Raw genomic sequence first — 15,107 nt, 5'->3', positions numbered from 1 at the left:
CGCGCGCTCTACAGGGCGAGCCGGAAGCAGTACGCCACGCGCCGCTCCTCCTCGCCCGCCCCCGGCACCGTGAACGTCTCGCCGAGCTCCATGCCGAGCCGCCGGGCCACCGCGACGGAGCGTTCGTTCCCGGCGGCGACCATCGCCACCACGCTCGGTACTCCCGCCGCCCGCAGCCGCTCCAGCGTGGCGTGGGCGGCGGCGGTCGCGTACCCCTTGCCCCAGGCCGCGCGCTCCAGCCGCCAGCCGATCTCGATCTCGCCGGTCGGGCCCCACGGGCGGGTCCAGGGCTGGGCGCCCGCGAAGCCGACCGGCTCCCCGGTCCCGTCCAGCAAGGTCCAGAAACAGAACCCCAGTTCGGCGTCGTGTCTGCGCTGCCGCGCGGTCAGCTCCTCGTACACGGACAGCTCCGCGGGCACGCCCCCGAGGAACTCCATCACCTCGCGGTCGCGGAAGAGCCGGTGCCAGGCGAAGGCGTCCTCATGGGTGGGGACGCGCAGCCGCACCTCGGGGAGGTGCAAGGCGGGCAGGGTCTCGGTCTGCTCGGTCACAAGTGGCCCTTCGGCTGGCTGGTGAGTACCGCCTCATAGACTGCCCATATCCCGTGCCGGTCGGCACATAGATTTCGAGCCCTGGGGAGAACCCGCCGTGACCGAGCCCCTCTCCGAACACTCAGCGGACGTCATCGTCGTCGGAGCCGGGCCCGCCGGTTCGACGACGGCGTACTACCTGGCGAAGGCCGGACTCGACGTCCTCCTCCTGGAGAAGACCGCCTTCCCGCGCGAGAAGGTCTGCGGCGACGGGCTCACCCCGCGCGCCACCAAGCAGCTCGTGTCCATGGGCATCGACATCTCCGAAGAGGCGGGCTGGCTGCGGAACAAGGGCCTGCGCATCATCGGCGGCGGCATGCGGCTCCAACTGGACTGGCCCGAACTCGCCTCCTACCCCGACTACGGCCTCGTACGGAAGCGCGACGACTTCGACGAGCAGCTCGCCCGGCAGGCGCAGAAGGCGGGCGCGCGGCTGTACGAGCGGTGCAACGTGGGGGAGCCGGTCATCGACGACCGCACCGGCCGCATCACCGGCGTGCACGCCAAGCTCGGCGAGGAGAAGACCCCGGTCACCTTCCACGCCCCGCTGGTCGTCGCGGCCGACGGCAACTCCTCACGGATCTCGCTCGCCATGGGCCTGCACCGCCGCGAGGACCGGCCGATGGGCGTGGCCGTGCGGACGTACTTCACCTCGCCCCGCCACGACGACGACTACCTGGAGTCCTGGCTGGAGCTGTGGGACCGCCGCGGACCCGGCGAGGACCGGCTCCTGCCCGGCTACGGCTGGATCTTCGGCATGGGCGACGGCACCTCCAACGTCGGCCTCGGCATCCTCAACTCCTCCAAGGCCTTCCGCGAGCTCGACTGGCGCGAGGTCCTCAAGGCGTGGTGCGCCTCGATGCCGGAGGACTGGGGGTACACCCCGGAGAACATGACGATGCCCATCCGCGGCGCCGCCCTGCCGATGGCCTTCAACCGCCAGCCGCACTACACCAAGGGCCTGCTCCTGGTGGGTGACGCGGGCGGTCTGGTCAACCCGTTCAACGGCGAGGGCATCGCGTACGCCATGGAGTCCGGCCAGATCGCGGCCGACGTCATCGTGCAGGCACACGCGCGTGCCACCCCCGCCCAGCGGGAACGGGCGCTCCAGAACTACCCGCAGACCCTCAAGGACGTCTACGGCGGCTACTACACGCTGGGCCGCGCCTTCGTGAAGCTCATCGGCAACCCGAAGGTCATGAAGATCGCGACACAGCGCGGTCTGACCCACCCCATCCTGATGAAGTTCACGCTGAAGATGCTGGCGAACCTCACCGACCCGACGGGCGGCGACGCGATGGACCGCATCATCAACGGCCTGAGCAAGGTGGCGCCGAAGGCGTGAGACCGGGGCTCGGCGCGGGGAGGGGCGCGGTGCGGAGAGCGGAGCCGTCCGCGTCCGCAAGGTCTGATTTGGCCGTAGTGTCGGACACGAGGCACGCTGGCCCCATGATTTTCATCGCCGTCAAGTTCACCGTCCGCCCCGAGCACGCCGACACCTGGCTGGAGCGGACCGCCGAGTTCACCCGGGCCACGCGCGCCGAGCCCGGCAACCTCTTCTACGAGTGGTCGCGCAGCGTCGACGACCCGAACCAGTTCGTGCTCCTGGAGGCGTTCGCCTCGCCCGAGGCGGGCGCCGCGCACGTGAACTCCGACCACTTCAAGGCCGGCATGGAGACGATGGCCGAGGCCATCGCCGAGGTCCCGCGGATCATCAACACGGAGATCGAGGGCGACGACTGGTCGCGGATGGCGGAGCTGTCGCCGAAGAGCAACTAGCCGTTCGCCTCTGGAACGGCTGTACGGCCGTCTGAGGGCACGCCAAGGGCCGGAACCCCACCCGGGGGTTCCGGCCCTTGGTACGTCGCTCTAAGGGGCCGTCAGAGGACGCGCACGGCGCCCGAGGCCGGGTAACCCGACAGGTCCTGGATGACAACGCCCTTGCTGGGGTTGGCGGCGTCCAGGTACTGGCCGTTACCGATGTACACACCGACGTGGTACGCGGAGCCGGCGCCACCCCAGTAAAGGATGTCGCCCACCTGGATGTTGGAGAGCGAGACCGGCGTGCCGGCGACCGACTGGTCCTGCGAGACGCGCGGAAGGTCCACGCCCGCCTGCTTGAACGCGGCCTGCACGAGGCTGGAGCAGTCCCAGGCGTTCGGGCCCGAGGCACCCATCACGTAGGCGTCGCCGAGCTGCGCCTTGAGGAAGCTGATGACCGTGCCGACGCTGCCGCTGGCCGGGGCGACCGAGTCGGAGGCGGAGGCGGTGGCGCCGGAACCGGACGTCGACTGGGTGGAGAGCGTCGTGCGCTCGGTGGCACGGGAGGCGCGCTCCTCCTCGGCCTTCTTGGCCGCGGCGGCCTTCGCCTTGCGCTCGGCCTCGGCCTTCTTCTCGGCCTTCGCCTGGTCTTCCTTGGCCTGCTTGGCGGCCTTGGCGGCGGCGGCGTCCTGCTCGGCGCGCGACTCGTAGGAGTCGGCGGCCTGCTGGGTGGCGTCCGCCGACTGCGCGATCTGAGCGGACAGATCAGCGGTCAGGGTGGGCATTTCGATGGTCTCGGACACCGGCTCGGCCGCGTTCGCCGTACCGGCCGCCGCGGCCACTGCCAGGGTGCTGAGGACGCCACCGGCAACTCCGGCCCGCAGGGCGATCTTGGAGGCGCTGCGACGGGGCTTCCGGTGGCTGGGTATGTGAGCGGTGTGGGACATGAGAACAACCGCTATCAGGGACTCACGGTTCCCTTCAAGAAACGTGTGGTGCGCCACAGTTGCCGTTCCGCGGCATGAATCCCGGGCGTGTCGCTCTTTATTGACGCCGTAACGGGCAATGCGGACACGGCCGATCACGCCTGTGATCATGGGTTTTCTGAGATACGCCCGAATTGCCCGCGGACTACCACCGGTTGAGGCAGTTGGCCAAGCCCGGTTGATTGGGGGGCGGGGTGGGTGTGATGCAGGTCACAGGGGTCCCCTCGGGGATCTCCCTGAGATCTCGCTGAGACCTCCCTGAGATCTCCCGTACTTTTCGGCTGCCCTTCAGGCGGATCCCGAACCATTTCCGGGCCCCTCGGGGGCACGTCGCCCCGCGGACGCCGCCGACCGGGTGCGCTCGCGACGCGCCGACCGCGCTCGTGAATCGGTGCACGCGTCCACACCTGTCCACATCTCTGCCGCCAAAGTGTGAACGGGGCGCCTTTATCAAGTAATCCGGTCCAGCGCCAATTTGCTTGCGGTGGCCACATCTTGATAGAGCGCCAACCCTTCGACCAGCGGTGACGCGCCGAGATGTCACCTCTGGTGATCACTCAGGCGCTTCGCGTACGAAGATCACCGCTCATCCGACTTCATGATCCTTCGTCAGGTGGTGGAGATCACAAAGCCGTTGTCGCACCCCGTGTCGCAGATCACAGACCGCCGGGCATAAGATGCGGGGCAGTTGGGCTTGTGACCTGCTTCACATGTAAGCGATCTTCAACGGGAGCCGGGGCTCGTCCGACGTAACCGCCAACAGTCAGTGCCGACTGAGAGGAGCGAGGAGCGTGAACGCCTATGCGCCCATCCTCGTGCTGGGAGCCCTCGGGGCAGGCTTTGCGATCTTCTCCGTGGTCATGGCCACGCTTATCGGTCCAAAGCGGTACAACCGCGCGAAGCTAGAGGCCTATGAGTGCGGTATCGAGCCGACGCCGACGCCGGCCGGTGGTGGGCGATTCCCCATCAAGTACTACCTGACGGCGATGCTCTTCATCGTCTTCGACATCGAGATCGTCTTCCTCTACCCCTGGGCCGTCACCTTCGACGCGCTGGGGATTTTCGGGCTCGTGGAGATGCTGCTCTTCGTGCTCACCGTCTTCGTCGCGTACGCGTACGTATGGCGGCGCGGCGGCCTGGAATGGGACTAAAGGTCTGAGGGGCCAAAGAGCATGGGACTCGAAGAGAAACTGCCGAGCGGTTTTCTGCTGACCACCGTCGAACAAGCCGCGGGCTGGGTGCGCAAGTCATCCGTCTTCCCCGCCACGTTCGGCCTCGCGTGCTGCGCCATCGAGATGATGACGACGGGTGCGGGGCGGTACGACCTGGCGCGCTTCGGCATGGAGGTCTTCCGCGGCTCACCGCGCCAGGCGGATCTGATGATCGTGGCCGGCCGGGTGAGCCAGAAGATGGCGCCGGTGCTGCGACAGGTCTACGACCAGATGCCCAACCCCAAGTGGGTGATCTCCATGGGAGTTTGCGCATCATCGGGTGGGATGTTCAACAATTACGCGATTGTGCAGGGTGTAGACCATGTCGTCCCTGTTGACATCTATTTGCCTGGTTGCCCGCCGCGGCCCGAGATGCTGATGGACGCGATTCTCAAGCTCCACCAGAAGATTCAGGGCTCCAAACTCGGCGTGAACGCGGAAGAAGCGGCCCGCGAGGCGGAGGAAGCGGCCCTGAAGGCGCTCCCCACCATCGAGATGAAGGGGCTGCTCCGGTGAGCGACACGCACGACTCGCAGAGCGAGAACCTGAACGGCAAAGGCAACGGCGTGCCCGTCCCTCGCGAGGCGGCCGGCGACGTCATCCGCGTACGCAAGGGCATGTTCGGCGCCGAGAACGGCGGGGACACCTCCGGCTACGGCGGGCTCGTCCGGACCATCGCGTTGCCCGGCGCCTCCGCGCGCCCCTACGGCGGCTGGTTCGACGAAGTCGCGGACGAACTGGAAGGGGCCCTGGAGGAACAGGGCCTGCTCCCGGAGAACGCGATCGAGAAGACGGTCGTCGACCGCGGCGAGCTGACCTTCCACATCGCGCGCGAACACCTCGTCCGCGTCGCCCAGACGCTGCGCGACGACCCGGCCCTGCGCTTCGAGCTCTGCACGGGCGTCTCCGGCGTGCACTTCCTGGAGGACAAGGGCCGCGAGCTGCACGCCGTCTACCACCTGCGCTCGATCACCCACAACCGGCTGATCCGGCTCGAAGTCAGCGCCCCCGACGCCGATCCGCACGTCCCCTCACTGGTCTCCGTCTATCCGACGAACGACTGGCACGAGCGCGAGACGTACGACTTCTTCGGGCTGATCTTCGACGGTCACCCGGCCCTGACGCGGATCATGATGCCGGACGACTGGCAGGGCTTCCCGCAGCGCAAGGACTACCCCCTCGGCGGCATCCCCGTCGAGTACAAGGGCGCCCAGATCCCGGCTCCGGACCAGCGGAGGTCGTACAGCTGATGTCTGCTTCACATGCTTCCGCTCGGGAGACGACCGAGGGGACCGTATATACGGTCACGGGCGGCGACTGGGACGAAGTCGTCCAGTCCGCGGCCAAGGCCGACGACGAGCGCATCATCGTCAACATGGGGCCCCAGCACCCCTCCACGCACGGCGTGCTCCGCCTCATCCTGGAGATCGAGGGCGAGACCGTCTCCGAGGCCCGCTGCGGCATCGGCTATCTGCACACGGGCATCGAGAAGAACCTCGAATACCGCACGTGGACGCAGGGCACGACGTTCGTCACGCGGATGGACTACCTGACGCCGTTCTTCAACGAGACGGCGTACTGCCTCGGGGTCGAGAAACTCCTCGGCATCGAGGACCAGATGCCCGACCGCGCCTCGGTCATCCGCGTGCTCCTCATGGAGCTCAACCGCCTCTCCTCGCACCTGGTGTGCATCGCCACCGGCGGCATGGAGCTCGGCGCGACCACGATCATGATCTACGGCTTCCGTGATCGTGAACTCATTCTCGACATCTACGAACTCATCACCGGCCTGCGGATGAACCACGCGTACATCCGGCCCGGCGGACTCGCCCAGGACCTGCCGCCGGGCGCGGTGGACCAGATCCGCGAGTTCGTGAAGAAGATGAAGAAGAACCTTCCCGAGTACGACAAGCTCGCCACCGGGAACCCCATCTTCAAGGCCCGTATGCAGGACGTCGGCTATCTCGACCTCGCCGGCTGCATGGCGCTCGGCGCCACCGGTCCGGTCCTGCGCTCGGCCGGCCTCCCGCACGACCTGCGCAAGTCCCAGCCCTACTGCGGCTACGAGAACTACGAGTTCGACATCCCGACCGCGGACACCTGCGACTCCTACGGCCGCTTCCTGATCCGCCTCGAAGAGATGCGCCAGTCGCTGCGCATCGTCGAGCAGTGCCTGGACCGGCTGCGGCCGGGCCCGGTCATGGTCGCCGACAAGAAGATCGCCTGGCCGGCACAGCTGGCGCTCGGCCCGGACGGGCTCGGCAACTCCCTCGACCACATCAAGAAGATCATGGGTACCTCCATGGAGGCCCTGATCCACCACTTCAAGCTGGTGACCGAGGGCTTCCGGGTGCCGGCCGGACAGGCGTACACCGCGGTCGAGTCACCCAAGGGCGAACTGGGCGTGCATGTCGTCTCCGACGGCGGCACCCGCCCCTACCGGGTCCACTTCCGCGATCCGTCCTTCACCAATCTCCAGGCCATGGCGGCGATGTGCGAGGGCGGCCAGGTCGCCGACGTCATCGTCGCCGTCGCGTCCATCGACCCCGTGATGGGAGGCGTCGACCGGTGACCGCCACTCCTTCAGAGAAGGCCGCGGGCGTCAGCCTGGGCATGCCCCAACTCCCCGCCCCCGACTATCCGGCCGACGTACGGGCCCGGCTCGAGGCGGACGCCGCGGAGATCATCGCCCGCTACCCGGACTCGCGGTCCGCGCTCCTGCCGCTGCTGCACCTGGTGCAGTCCGAGGAGGGCCACGTCACGCGCACCGGCATGCAGTTCTGCGCCGACGTACTTGGCCTGACCACGGCCGAGGTCACCGCCGTCGCGACCTTCTACACCATGTACCGGCGCAAGCCCTCCGGTGACTACCAGGTCGGGGTGTGCACCAACACGCTCTGCGCGGTCATGGGCGGTGACGCGATCTTCGACGAGCTCAAGCAGCACCTCGGCGTCGGCAACGACGAGACGACCGAGGACGGCAAGATCACGCTCGAACACATCGAGTGCAACGCCGCCTGCGACTTCGCCCCCGTGGTGATGGTCAACTGGGAGTTCTTCGACAACCAGACCCCCGAGTCCGCCAAGAGGCTCGTCGACGACCTGCGCGCGGGCGTGCCGGTCGAGCCCACGCGCGGCGCGCCCCTGTGCACGTACAAGGAGACCGCCCGGATCCTCGCCGGCTTCCCCGACGAACGGCCCGGTGCCGTGGAGGCGAGCGGTGGCGCGGGCCCCGCCTCCCTGATCGGACTGCGCCTGGCCAAGGGCGAGGCGCCACAGCGGCGCGTGGTCCACCCGCGCGCGGGAGGCCCGCAGGACGAAGGCTCCCACGCGGACCCGCAGGACGAAGCGGCCGCCGAGCACCTCAGCTCGCACGACGCACCGCAGCAGACCTCGGCATCCGACCCGGCCCACCCGGCCGGACCGACCGCCGAGGAGGGGGAGTGATGACCTTGGCAGCCGAGATCGACCACGAGACGAGCCCGGAGAAGCTGCTCGCGCCGGTCCTCTCCGCGTTCTGGGACGCGGAGAAGTCCTGGACGCTGGAGACCTACCGGCGGCACGACGGGTACGAAGGCCTGCGCAAGGCGCTCGCCATGGTGCCGGACGACCTCATCGCGTACGTGAAGGACTCGGGCCTACGGGGCCGGGGCGGCGCCGGATTCCCCACCGGGATGAAGTGGCAGTTCATCCCACAGGGAGACGGCAAGCCGCACTATCTAGTTGTCAACGCCGACGAGTCGGAGCCGGGGACCTGCAAGGACATCCCGCTCCTCTTCGCGAACCCGCATTCCCTCATCGAGGGGATCGTGATCGCGTGCTACGCGATCCGGTCGTCGCATGCCTTCATCTATCTGCGCGGCGAGGTCGTCCCCGTGCTGCGCAGGCTGCACGAGGCCGTCCGCGAGGCCTATGCGGCGGGCTACCTCGGCAAGGACATCCTGGGCAGCGGACTCGATCTGGAACTCACCGTGCACGCGGGCGCGGGCGCGTACATCTGCGGTGAGGAGACCGCGCTGCTCGACTCGCTCGAAGGCCGCCGGGGCCAACCGCGACTGCGTCCCCCCTTCCCGGCCGTCGCGGGCCTCTACGCATGCCCCACTGTGGTGAACAACGTCGAGTCCATCGCGTCGGTTCCCGCGATCCTCCAGCGCGGAAAAGACTGGTTCAAGTCGATGGGCAGCGAGAAGTCCCCGGGCTTCACGCTCTACTCGCTCAGCGGCCACGTCACCAACCCCGGCCAGTACGAGGCCCCGCTCGGCATCACGCTGCGCCAGCTGCTCGACATGAGCGGCGGCATGCGTGCCGGGCACCGTCTCAAGTTCTGGACGCCCGGCGGCTCTTCGACGCCGATGTTCACCGACGAGCACCTCGACGTGCCCCTGGACTACGAGGGCGTGGGCGCCGCCGGTTCGATGCTCGGCACGAAGGCGCTCCAGTGCTTCGACGAGACGACGTGCGTCGTGCGCGCCGTGACGCGCTGGACCGAGTTCTACGCCCACGAGTCCTGCGGAAAGTGCACGCCCTGCCGCGAAGGGACGTACTGGCTCGTGCAGTTGCTCCGCGACATCGAGGCCGGCAAGGGCGTCATGGCCGACCTCGACAAGCTGAACGACATCGCCGACAACATCAACGGCAAGTCCTTCTGCGCCCTCGGCGACGGCGCGGCCTCACCGATCTTCTCCTCGCTGAAGTACTTCCGGGAGGAGTACGAGCAGCACATCACCGGCAGGGGCTGCCCCTTCGACCCGGCCAAGTCGACTCTCTGGGCCGACAGGCCCGCTGGAAACGCGCAGGTGAACGCATGACAGTGACCACGAACAGCGCTCCTTCCGGGGGCGGGGAGGCAGCCGTCCCGCCGGAGGATCTCGTCTCGCTGACGATCGACGGCATGGAGATCAGCGTCCCCAAGGGCACGTTGGTGATCCGCGCCGCCGAACTCCTCGGCATCGAGATCCCCCGGTTCTGCGACCACCCGCTGCTCGATCCGGCGGGCGCCTGCCGCCAGTGCATCGTCGAGGTGGAGGGCCAGCGCAAGCCGATGGCGTCCTGCACCATCACCTGCACCGACGGCATGGTCGTGAAGTCGCAGCTGACCTCGCCGGTCGCCGAGAAGGCGCAGCGCGGTGTGATGGAGCTGCTGCTCATCAACCACCCGCTGGACTGCCCGGTCTGCGACAAGGGCGGCGAGTGCCCGCTCCAGAACCAGGCGATGCAGGTCGGCGACCCGGACTCCCGCTTCGACGGCAAGAAGCGGACGTTCGAGAAGCCGGTGCCGATCTCCACACAGGTACTGCTCGACCGTGAGCGGTGCGTACTGTGCGCGCGCTGCACCCGCTTCAGCAACCAGATCGCCGGCGACCCGATGATCGAACTCATCGAGCGCGGCGCCCTCCAGCAGGTCGGCACCGGCGAGGGCGACCCCTTCGAGTCGTACTTCTCCGGGAACACCATCCAGATCTGCCCGGTCGGCGCGCTGACCTCGGCGGCGTACCGATTCCGCTCCCGCCCCTTCGACCTGGTGTCGTCGCCGTCGGTGTGCGAGCACTGCTCGGGCGGCTGCGCGACCCGCACCGACCACCGGCGCGGCAAGGTCATGCGGCGCCTCGCGCGGGAAGACCCCGAGGTCAACGAAGAGTGGATGTGCGACAAGGGGCGCTTCGCCTTCCGTTACGCGCAGCGGCCCGACCGGCTCACCCATCCCCTGGTGCGCAACGCGGCGGGTGCCCTTGAGCCCGCCAGCTGGCCCGAGGCCCTGGCGGCCGCGGCCCGCGGTCTCGCCGCCGCGCGCGGCCGGGCGGGCGTGCTGACCGGCGGGCGGCTCACGGTGGAGGACGCCTACGCGTACAGCAAGTACGCGCGCGTGGCGCTCGACACGAACGACATCGACTTCCGCGCGCGCGTGCACAGCAGCGAGGAGGCCGACTTCCTCGCGGCACGCGTGGCCGGGCGGGGCCGGGACCTCGACGGGAGCGGCGTCACGTACACCGCCCTGGAGAAGGCGCCCGCCGTCCTGCTCGCCGGGTTCGAGTCCGAGGAGGAGGCGCCCGGCGTCTTCCTGCGGCTGCGCAAGGCCTGGCGCAAGCACGGCCAGCGCACCTTCTCCCTCGCCACGCACATGACCCGGGGCCTGGAGAAGGCGGGCGGCACGCTGCTGCCCGCGGCTCCCGGCACCGAGACGGAGTGGCTGGACGCGCTCGCCGCCGGGGCGGGCCTCGCGGACGACGCGGCCAGGGCCGCCGAGGCGCTGCGTACGCCCGGCGCGGTCATCGTCGTCGGTGAGCGGCTCGCGGCCGTGCCCGGCGGGCTCACCGCCGCCGTCCGCGCGGCCACCGCGACCGGCGCGCAGCTGGTGTGGATCCCGCGCAGGGCGGGGGAGCGGGCCGCCGTCGAGGTGGGCGCGCTGCCGTCGCTGCTGCCCGGCGGGCGTCCGGCCACCGACCCGCGTGCGCGGGACGAGGTCGCGGCCGCCTGGGGGGTCGCCGAACTCCCGCACCGCTACGGCCGGGACACCGGCCAGATCATCGAGGCCGCCGCGACCGGCGAGCTCGGCGCGCTGCTCGTCGCGGGCGTCGAGGTCGCCGACCTGCCCGACCCGGCACGCGCGCGTGAGGCGCTCGACGCGGTCGGCTTCCTGGTCTCGCTGGAGCTGCGGCCCAGCGAGGTGACGGAGCGGGCGGACGTCGTCCTCCCGGTGGCCGCGGTCGCGGAGAAGCCGGGCACGTTCCTCAACTGGGAGGGCCGGGCGCGGATGTTCGACGCCGCGCTGAAGCCGGACCAGATGACCCGCAGGCTGGCGCCCACCGACGCGCGGGTGCTGCACATGCTGGCCGACGCCGGTGACGTCCACCTCGGTCTGCCCGACCTGTTGACGCTCCGCAGGGAGCTGGACCGGCTCGGCGCCTGGGCCGGGCCGTACGCGGACGGCCCCCGCGAGGCGGGGGCGCGGCCGCCGAGGCCCGCCTCCGGAGAGGCCGTGCTCGCAGGGCACCGGCTGCTGCTCGACCAGGGCCGCCTCCAGGACGGCGACGAAGCGCTGGCCGGTACGCGCCACGCCGCCCACGCGCGCGTGTCGGCCGCCACGGCGGCCGAAGCGGGCGTGAAGGACGGCGACCTCCTCACGGTCACCGGGCCCGCCGGCTCGACCGCGCTGCCGCTCCAGGTCACCAGCATGCCGGACCGTGTGGTCTGGCTGCCGCTGAACTCGACCGGGGGAGGCGTCACTTCGGACACCGGCGCCCGCCCCGGCGACCTCGTCCGCATCGGCCCGGCGGTCCTGCCGGAGCCCTCCGAGGCCCCGGAGGTGACGTCGTGATGCACACCGTGGTGCCGCTTGCGGCGGAAGACCTGTCCATGTTCGGCCGTGACCCGTGGTGGCTGGTCGCCGTCAAGGCGGTCTTCTGCTTCGCGTTCCTGATGGTGACGGTGCTCTTCTCCATCGTGTGGGAGCGCAAGGTCGTCGCCTGGATGCAGCTGCGCATCGGCCCCAACCGGCACGGCCCCTGGGGCATGCTCCAGTCCCTCGCCGACGGCATCAAGCTGATGCTCAAGGAAGACGTGATCGTCAAGCGCGCGGACAAGGTGGTCTACATCCTTGCCCCGATCGTCGCGGCGATCCCGGCCTTCATGGCGATCGCGGTGATCCCCTTCGGGCCCGCGGGCAACGAAGTCTCGATCTTCGGCCAGCGCACCACGATGCAGCTCACCGACCTGCCGATCGCGATGCTCTACATCCTCGCGGTCGCCTCCGTCGGCATCTACGGCATCGTGCTCGCGGGCTGGAGTTCCGGATCCACCTATCCGCTCCTCGGAGGCCTGCGCTCCTGCGCGCAGATGATCTCGTACGAGATCGCGATGGGCGCGGCGTTCGCCTCCGTCTTCCTCTACTCCGGGTCGATGTCGACCTCGGCGATCGTGGAGGCGCAGGCGGACCGCTGGTACGTACTGCTGCTGCCGGTCTCGTTCCTGATCTACATCGTGACGATGATCGGTGAGACCAACCGCGCGCCGTTCGACATGCCGGAGTCCGAGGGAGACCTCGTCGGCGGCTTCAACACCGAGTACTCCTCCATCAAGTTCGCGCTGTTCATGCTCGCCGAGTACGTCAACATGGTCACCGTCTCGGCGGTCTCGGTCACGCTCTTCCTGGGCGGCTGGCGGGCCCCGTACCCGGTCAGCACCTTCTGGGAGGGCGCGAACCACGGCTGGTGGCCGATGCTCTGGTTCGTGATCAAGGTCCAGCTGCTGCTGTTCTTCTTCATCTGGCTGCGCGGCACGCTGCCCCGCGTGCGCTACGACCAGCTGATGAAGCTCGGCTGGAAGGTCCTCATCCCGGTCTCGGTCCTGTGGCTGATGCTCGTCGCCACGGTCAGGGCGATGCGGAACGAGAACTACGACTTCACCTCGATCGTGCTCTATGTGGCCGGTGGGGTCATCGCGCTGCTGTTGCTCTCCGTGGTCGTCGACATCTTCCGCGACAAGCGGGAGAAGGAGGCCGCCGCCGAGGAGAAGCCGGTCGCCTTCGACCCGATGGCGGGCGGATTCCCCGTGCCACCGCTGCCCGGGCAGAGCCTGCCGCCCGTCCTGCGGCGGCGTCCGCGCCAGGAGCGGGAGCTGATTGTCAGTGGCGGACCGGATACTCAAAGTGACGGAACGGGAAGTGGTGGAACCCGAAGTGACGGAAAGGAGGCGTCCGATGGCTGAGTCGAACAACGAATCACGGGCAACACCGGGATCACCGGCATCGCCGGAATCACCCCACGAGTCGAACCAATCGAAGCAGGGGTTCCAGAACCCCGTCGCGGGCTTCGGCGTGACCTTCAAGGCCATGTTCAAGAAGCGGCTCACCGAGCAGTATCCGGAGCAGCAGAAGACCACAGCTCCCCGCTTCCACGGCAGGCACCAGCTGAACCGCCATCCGGACGGCCTGGAGAAGTGCGTCGGCTGTGAGCTCTGCGCCTGGGCCTGCCCCGCGGACGCCATCTACGTGGAGGGCGCGGACAACACCGAAGAGGAGCGTTACTCCCCCGGCGAGCGGTACGGCCGCGTCTACCAGATCAACTACGCCCGCTGCATCCTGTGCGGGCTGTGCATCGAGGCGTGCCCCACGCGCGCGCTGACGATGACGAACGAGTTCGAGCTGGCCGACAGCACCCGCGAGAGCCTCATCTACACCAAGGAGCAGCTGCTCGCCGGGCTGGAGGAGGGCATGGTCGAGACCCCGCACTCGATCTTCCCCGGCATGGACGAGCAGGACTACTACCAGGGCCTGGTCACCGAGGCCGCTCCCGGAACGGTTCCCCAGGTGGCCCGCTCCAAGAGCGAGACACCCCAGCAGGCGGCCTCCGACTTCGGGGACGACGAGCCGGCGTCGGAGCACGTGGTCGAGGGACCGGCCATCAGGAAGGCGGCCGGCCGATGACGCAGCTCGCCGCCTACACCACCTCCACCGGCGAGGCCATCCAGTTCTGGGTGCTCGGCACGGTCGCCGTGATCGGCGCCCTGTGCACGATCCTCATGAAGAAGGCCGTGCACAGCGCGCTCTGCCTCGCGGGGACCATGATCATCCTCGCGGTGTTCTACCTCGCCAACGGCGCGTACTTCCTGGGCGTCGTCCAGATCGTCGTCTACACCGGCGCGATCATGATGCTCTTCCTCTTCGTGGTCATGCTCGTCGGTGTGACCGCCGCCGACTCCCTGAAGGAGACCATCAAGGGCCAGCGCTGGCTGGCCCTGCTCTGCGGTCTCGGCTTCGCGGTGCTGCTCTTCGCGGGCATCGGGAACGCCTCGGTGCGGGAGTTCAACGGCCTCGGCAAGGCGAACGCCGGCGGCAACGTGGAGGGCCTCGCGACCCTCATCTTCACCAAGTACGTCTTCGCCTTCGAGATCACCGGCGCCCTGCTCATCACCGCCACGGTCGGCGCGATGGTGCTCACCCACCGGGAGCGCACGGAGCGCGCCAAGACCCAGCGCGAGCGGTCCGAGGAGCGCGTGCGCGAGGGCAAGCACCTGCCGCCCCTGCCGGCCCCGGGTGTGTACGCCCGGCACAACGCCGTGGACATCGCGGGCCTGCTGCCCGACGGCACCCCGTCGGAGCTCACGGTCAACAAGACGCTGCGCGAGCGCGGCCAGATCCGCGACGTGTCGGCCGAGGCCCTGGACGACCTGCGGGCGCTGGAGCAGCGCTCCGCCGACCGTCTGGAGCGGCCGGACCTGCGCGGCACCGACATCGGGCGGACCGAGGAGGCGTCGAAGTGAACCCCGTCAACTACCTCTACCTGGCCGCCCTGTTGTTCGCGATCGGCGCGACCGGCGTGCTCATCAGGCGCAACGCCATCGTGGTGTTCATGTGCATCGAGCTCATGCTCAACGCCTGCAACCTCGCGCTCGTGGCCTTCTCCCGGATGCACGGCAACCTCGACGGCCAGATCATCGCCTTCTTCACGATGGTCGTCGCCGCCGCGGAGGTCGTGGTCGGGCTGGCGATCATCGTGTCGCTGTTCCGTTCCCGCCACTCGGCCTCGGTCGACGACGCCAGCCTGATGAAGCTGTGAGGGGCT

At 69.0% G+C, this 15,107-nt stretch carries 15 protein-coding genes; 13 read left to right on the top strand and 2 right to left on the bottom strand.

The window, feature by feature from the left end; translation table 11 throughout:
* Positions 1–8 precede the first annotated feature (8 nt).
* Positions 9–551, bottom strand: coding sequence for a GNAT family N-acetyltransferase (locus ACF062_RS16835; RefSeq protein WP_392138715.1), 543 nt, complete (start codon positions 549–551; stop codon positions 9–11).
* A gap of 97 nt (positions 552–648) precedes the next feature.
* Between ACF062_RS16835 and ACF062_RS16830 the strand changes: the two genes are divergently transcribed.
* The gene (locus ACF062_RS16830) at positions 649–1,935 is read left to right on the top strand and encodes a geranylgeranyl reductase family protein (protein WP_223776135.1); all 1,287 of its coding nucleotides are present in this window, start codon (positions 649–651) and stop codon (positions 1,933–1,935) included.
* A 104-nt stretch (positions 1,936–2,039) separates the two neighbouring features.
* Complete coding sequence (locus ACF062_RS16825; RefSeq protein ID WP_392138713.1) at positions 2,040–2,369, top strand: putative quinol monooxygenase; 330 nt, start codon at positions 2,040–2,042, stop codon at positions 2,367–2,369.
* Positions 2,370–2,470: 101 nt separating this feature from the next.
* On the opposite strand, the gene ACF062_RS16820 is transcribed toward ACF062_RS16825, so the two are convergent.
* Positions 2,471–3,298: a C40 family peptidase gene (locus ACF062_RS16820; RefSeq protein WP_223776137.1), complete on the bottom strand. Its 828-nt coding sequence runs from the start codon at positions 3,296–3,298 to the stop codon at positions 2,471–2,473.
* An 830-nt stretch (positions 3,299–4,128) separates the two neighbouring features.
* Between ACF062_RS16820 and ACF062_RS16815 the strand changes: the two genes are divergently transcribed.
* Genes ACF062_RS16815 through nuoK form a run of 11 tightly spaced genes read left to right on the top strand, consistent with a single transcriptional unit; the run spans position 4,129 to position 15,101 of the window.
* Positions 4,129–4,488, top strand: coding sequence for an NADH-quinone oxidoreductase subunit A (locus tag ACF062_RS16815; RefSeq protein ID WP_003992243.1), 360 nt, complete (start codon positions 4,129–4,131; stop codon positions 4,486–4,488).
* Positions 4,489–4,509: 21 nt separating this feature from the next.
* Positions 4,510–5,064, top strand: coding sequence for an NADH-quinone oxidoreductase subunit B family protein (locus tag ACF062_RS16810; RefSeq protein ID WP_031035164.1), 555 nt, complete (start codon positions 4,510–4,512; stop codon positions 5,062–5,064).
* Positions 5,061–5,798 (top strand): NADH-quinone oxidoreductase subunit C, encoded by a 738-nt coding sequence (locus tag ACF062_RS16805; protein ID WP_392138711.1) that lies wholly within the window; start codon positions 5,061–5,063, stop codon positions 5,796–5,798. Before ACF062_RS16810 ends, ACF062_RS16805 begins: the two co-directional genes overlap by 4 nt.
* Positions 5,798–7,120 carry an NADH-quinone oxidoreductase subunit D gene (locus tag ACF062_RS16800; RefSeq protein WP_392138709.1) on the top strand — a complete coding sequence of 441 codons (1,323 nt, stop codon included), beginning with the start codon at positions 5,798–5,800 and terminating at the stop codon, positions 7,118–7,120. Before ACF062_RS16805 ends, ACF062_RS16800 begins: the two co-directional genes overlap by 1 nt.
* 41 nt (positions 7,121–7,161) lie before the next feature.
* Positions 7,162–7,995 carry an NADH-quinone oxidoreductase subunit NuoE gene (nuoE, locus tag ACF062_RS16795; protein WP_392138906.1) on the top strand — a complete coding sequence of 278 codons (834 nt, stop codon included), beginning with the start codon at positions 7,162–7,164 and terminating at the stop codon, positions 7,993–7,995.
* Positions 7,995–9,356 (top strand): NADH-quinone oxidoreductase subunit NuoF, encoded by a 1,362-nt coding sequence (nuoF, locus tag ACF062_RS16790; RefSeq protein WP_392138707.1) that lies wholly within the window; start codon positions 7,995–7,997, stop codon positions 9,354–9,356. The genes nuoE and nuoF overlap by 1 nt, the downstream gene beginning before the upstream one ends.
* Positions 9,353–11,863: an NADH-quinone oxidoreductase subunit G gene (locus ACF062_RS16785; protein ID WP_392138706.1), complete on the top strand. Its 2,511-nt coding sequence runs from the start codon at positions 9,353–9,355 to the stop codon at positions 11,861–11,863. The genes nuoF and ACF062_RS16785 overlap by 4 nt, the downstream gene beginning before the upstream one ends.
* Positions 11,863–13,251, top strand: coding sequence for an NADH-quinone oxidoreductase subunit NuoH (gene nuoH / locus ACF062_RS16780; protein ID WP_392138904.1), 1,389 nt, complete (start codon positions 11,863–11,865; stop codon positions 13,249–13,251). Before ACF062_RS16785 ends, nuoH begins: the two co-directional genes overlap by 1 nt.
* Positions 13,244–13,969, top strand: coding sequence for an NADH-quinone oxidoreductase subunit NuoI (nuoI, locus tag ACF062_RS16775; protein WP_392138704.1), 726 nt, complete (start codon positions 13,244–13,246; stop codon positions 13,967–13,969). Before nuoH ends, nuoI begins: the two co-directional genes overlap by 8 nt.
* The gene (locus ACF062_RS16770) at positions 13,966–14,805 is read left to right on the top strand and encodes an NADH-quinone oxidoreductase subunit J (RefSeq protein ID WP_356578009.1); all 840 of its coding nucleotides are present in this window, start codon (positions 13,966–13,968) and stop codon (positions 14,803–14,805) included. Before nuoI ends, ACF062_RS16770 begins: the two co-directional genes overlap by 4 nt.
* Positions 14,802–15,101, top strand: coding sequence for an NADH-quinone oxidoreductase subunit NuoK (gene nuoK / locus ACF062_RS16765; protein ID WP_067282377.1), 300 nt, complete (start codon positions 14,802–14,804; stop codon positions 15,099–15,101). Before ACF062_RS16770 ends, nuoK begins: the two co-directional genes overlap by 4 nt.
* Positions 15,102–15,107 lie beyond the last annotated feature (6 nt).

Origin of the sequence: Streptomyces sp. NPDC015345 (assembly GCF_043078805.1) — a bacterium.
Classification (GTDB): Bacteria; Actinomycetota; Actinomycetes; order Streptomycetales; family Streptomycetaceae; genus Streptomyces.
This window is presented reverse-complemented; position numbering and strand designations above follow the sequence as displayed.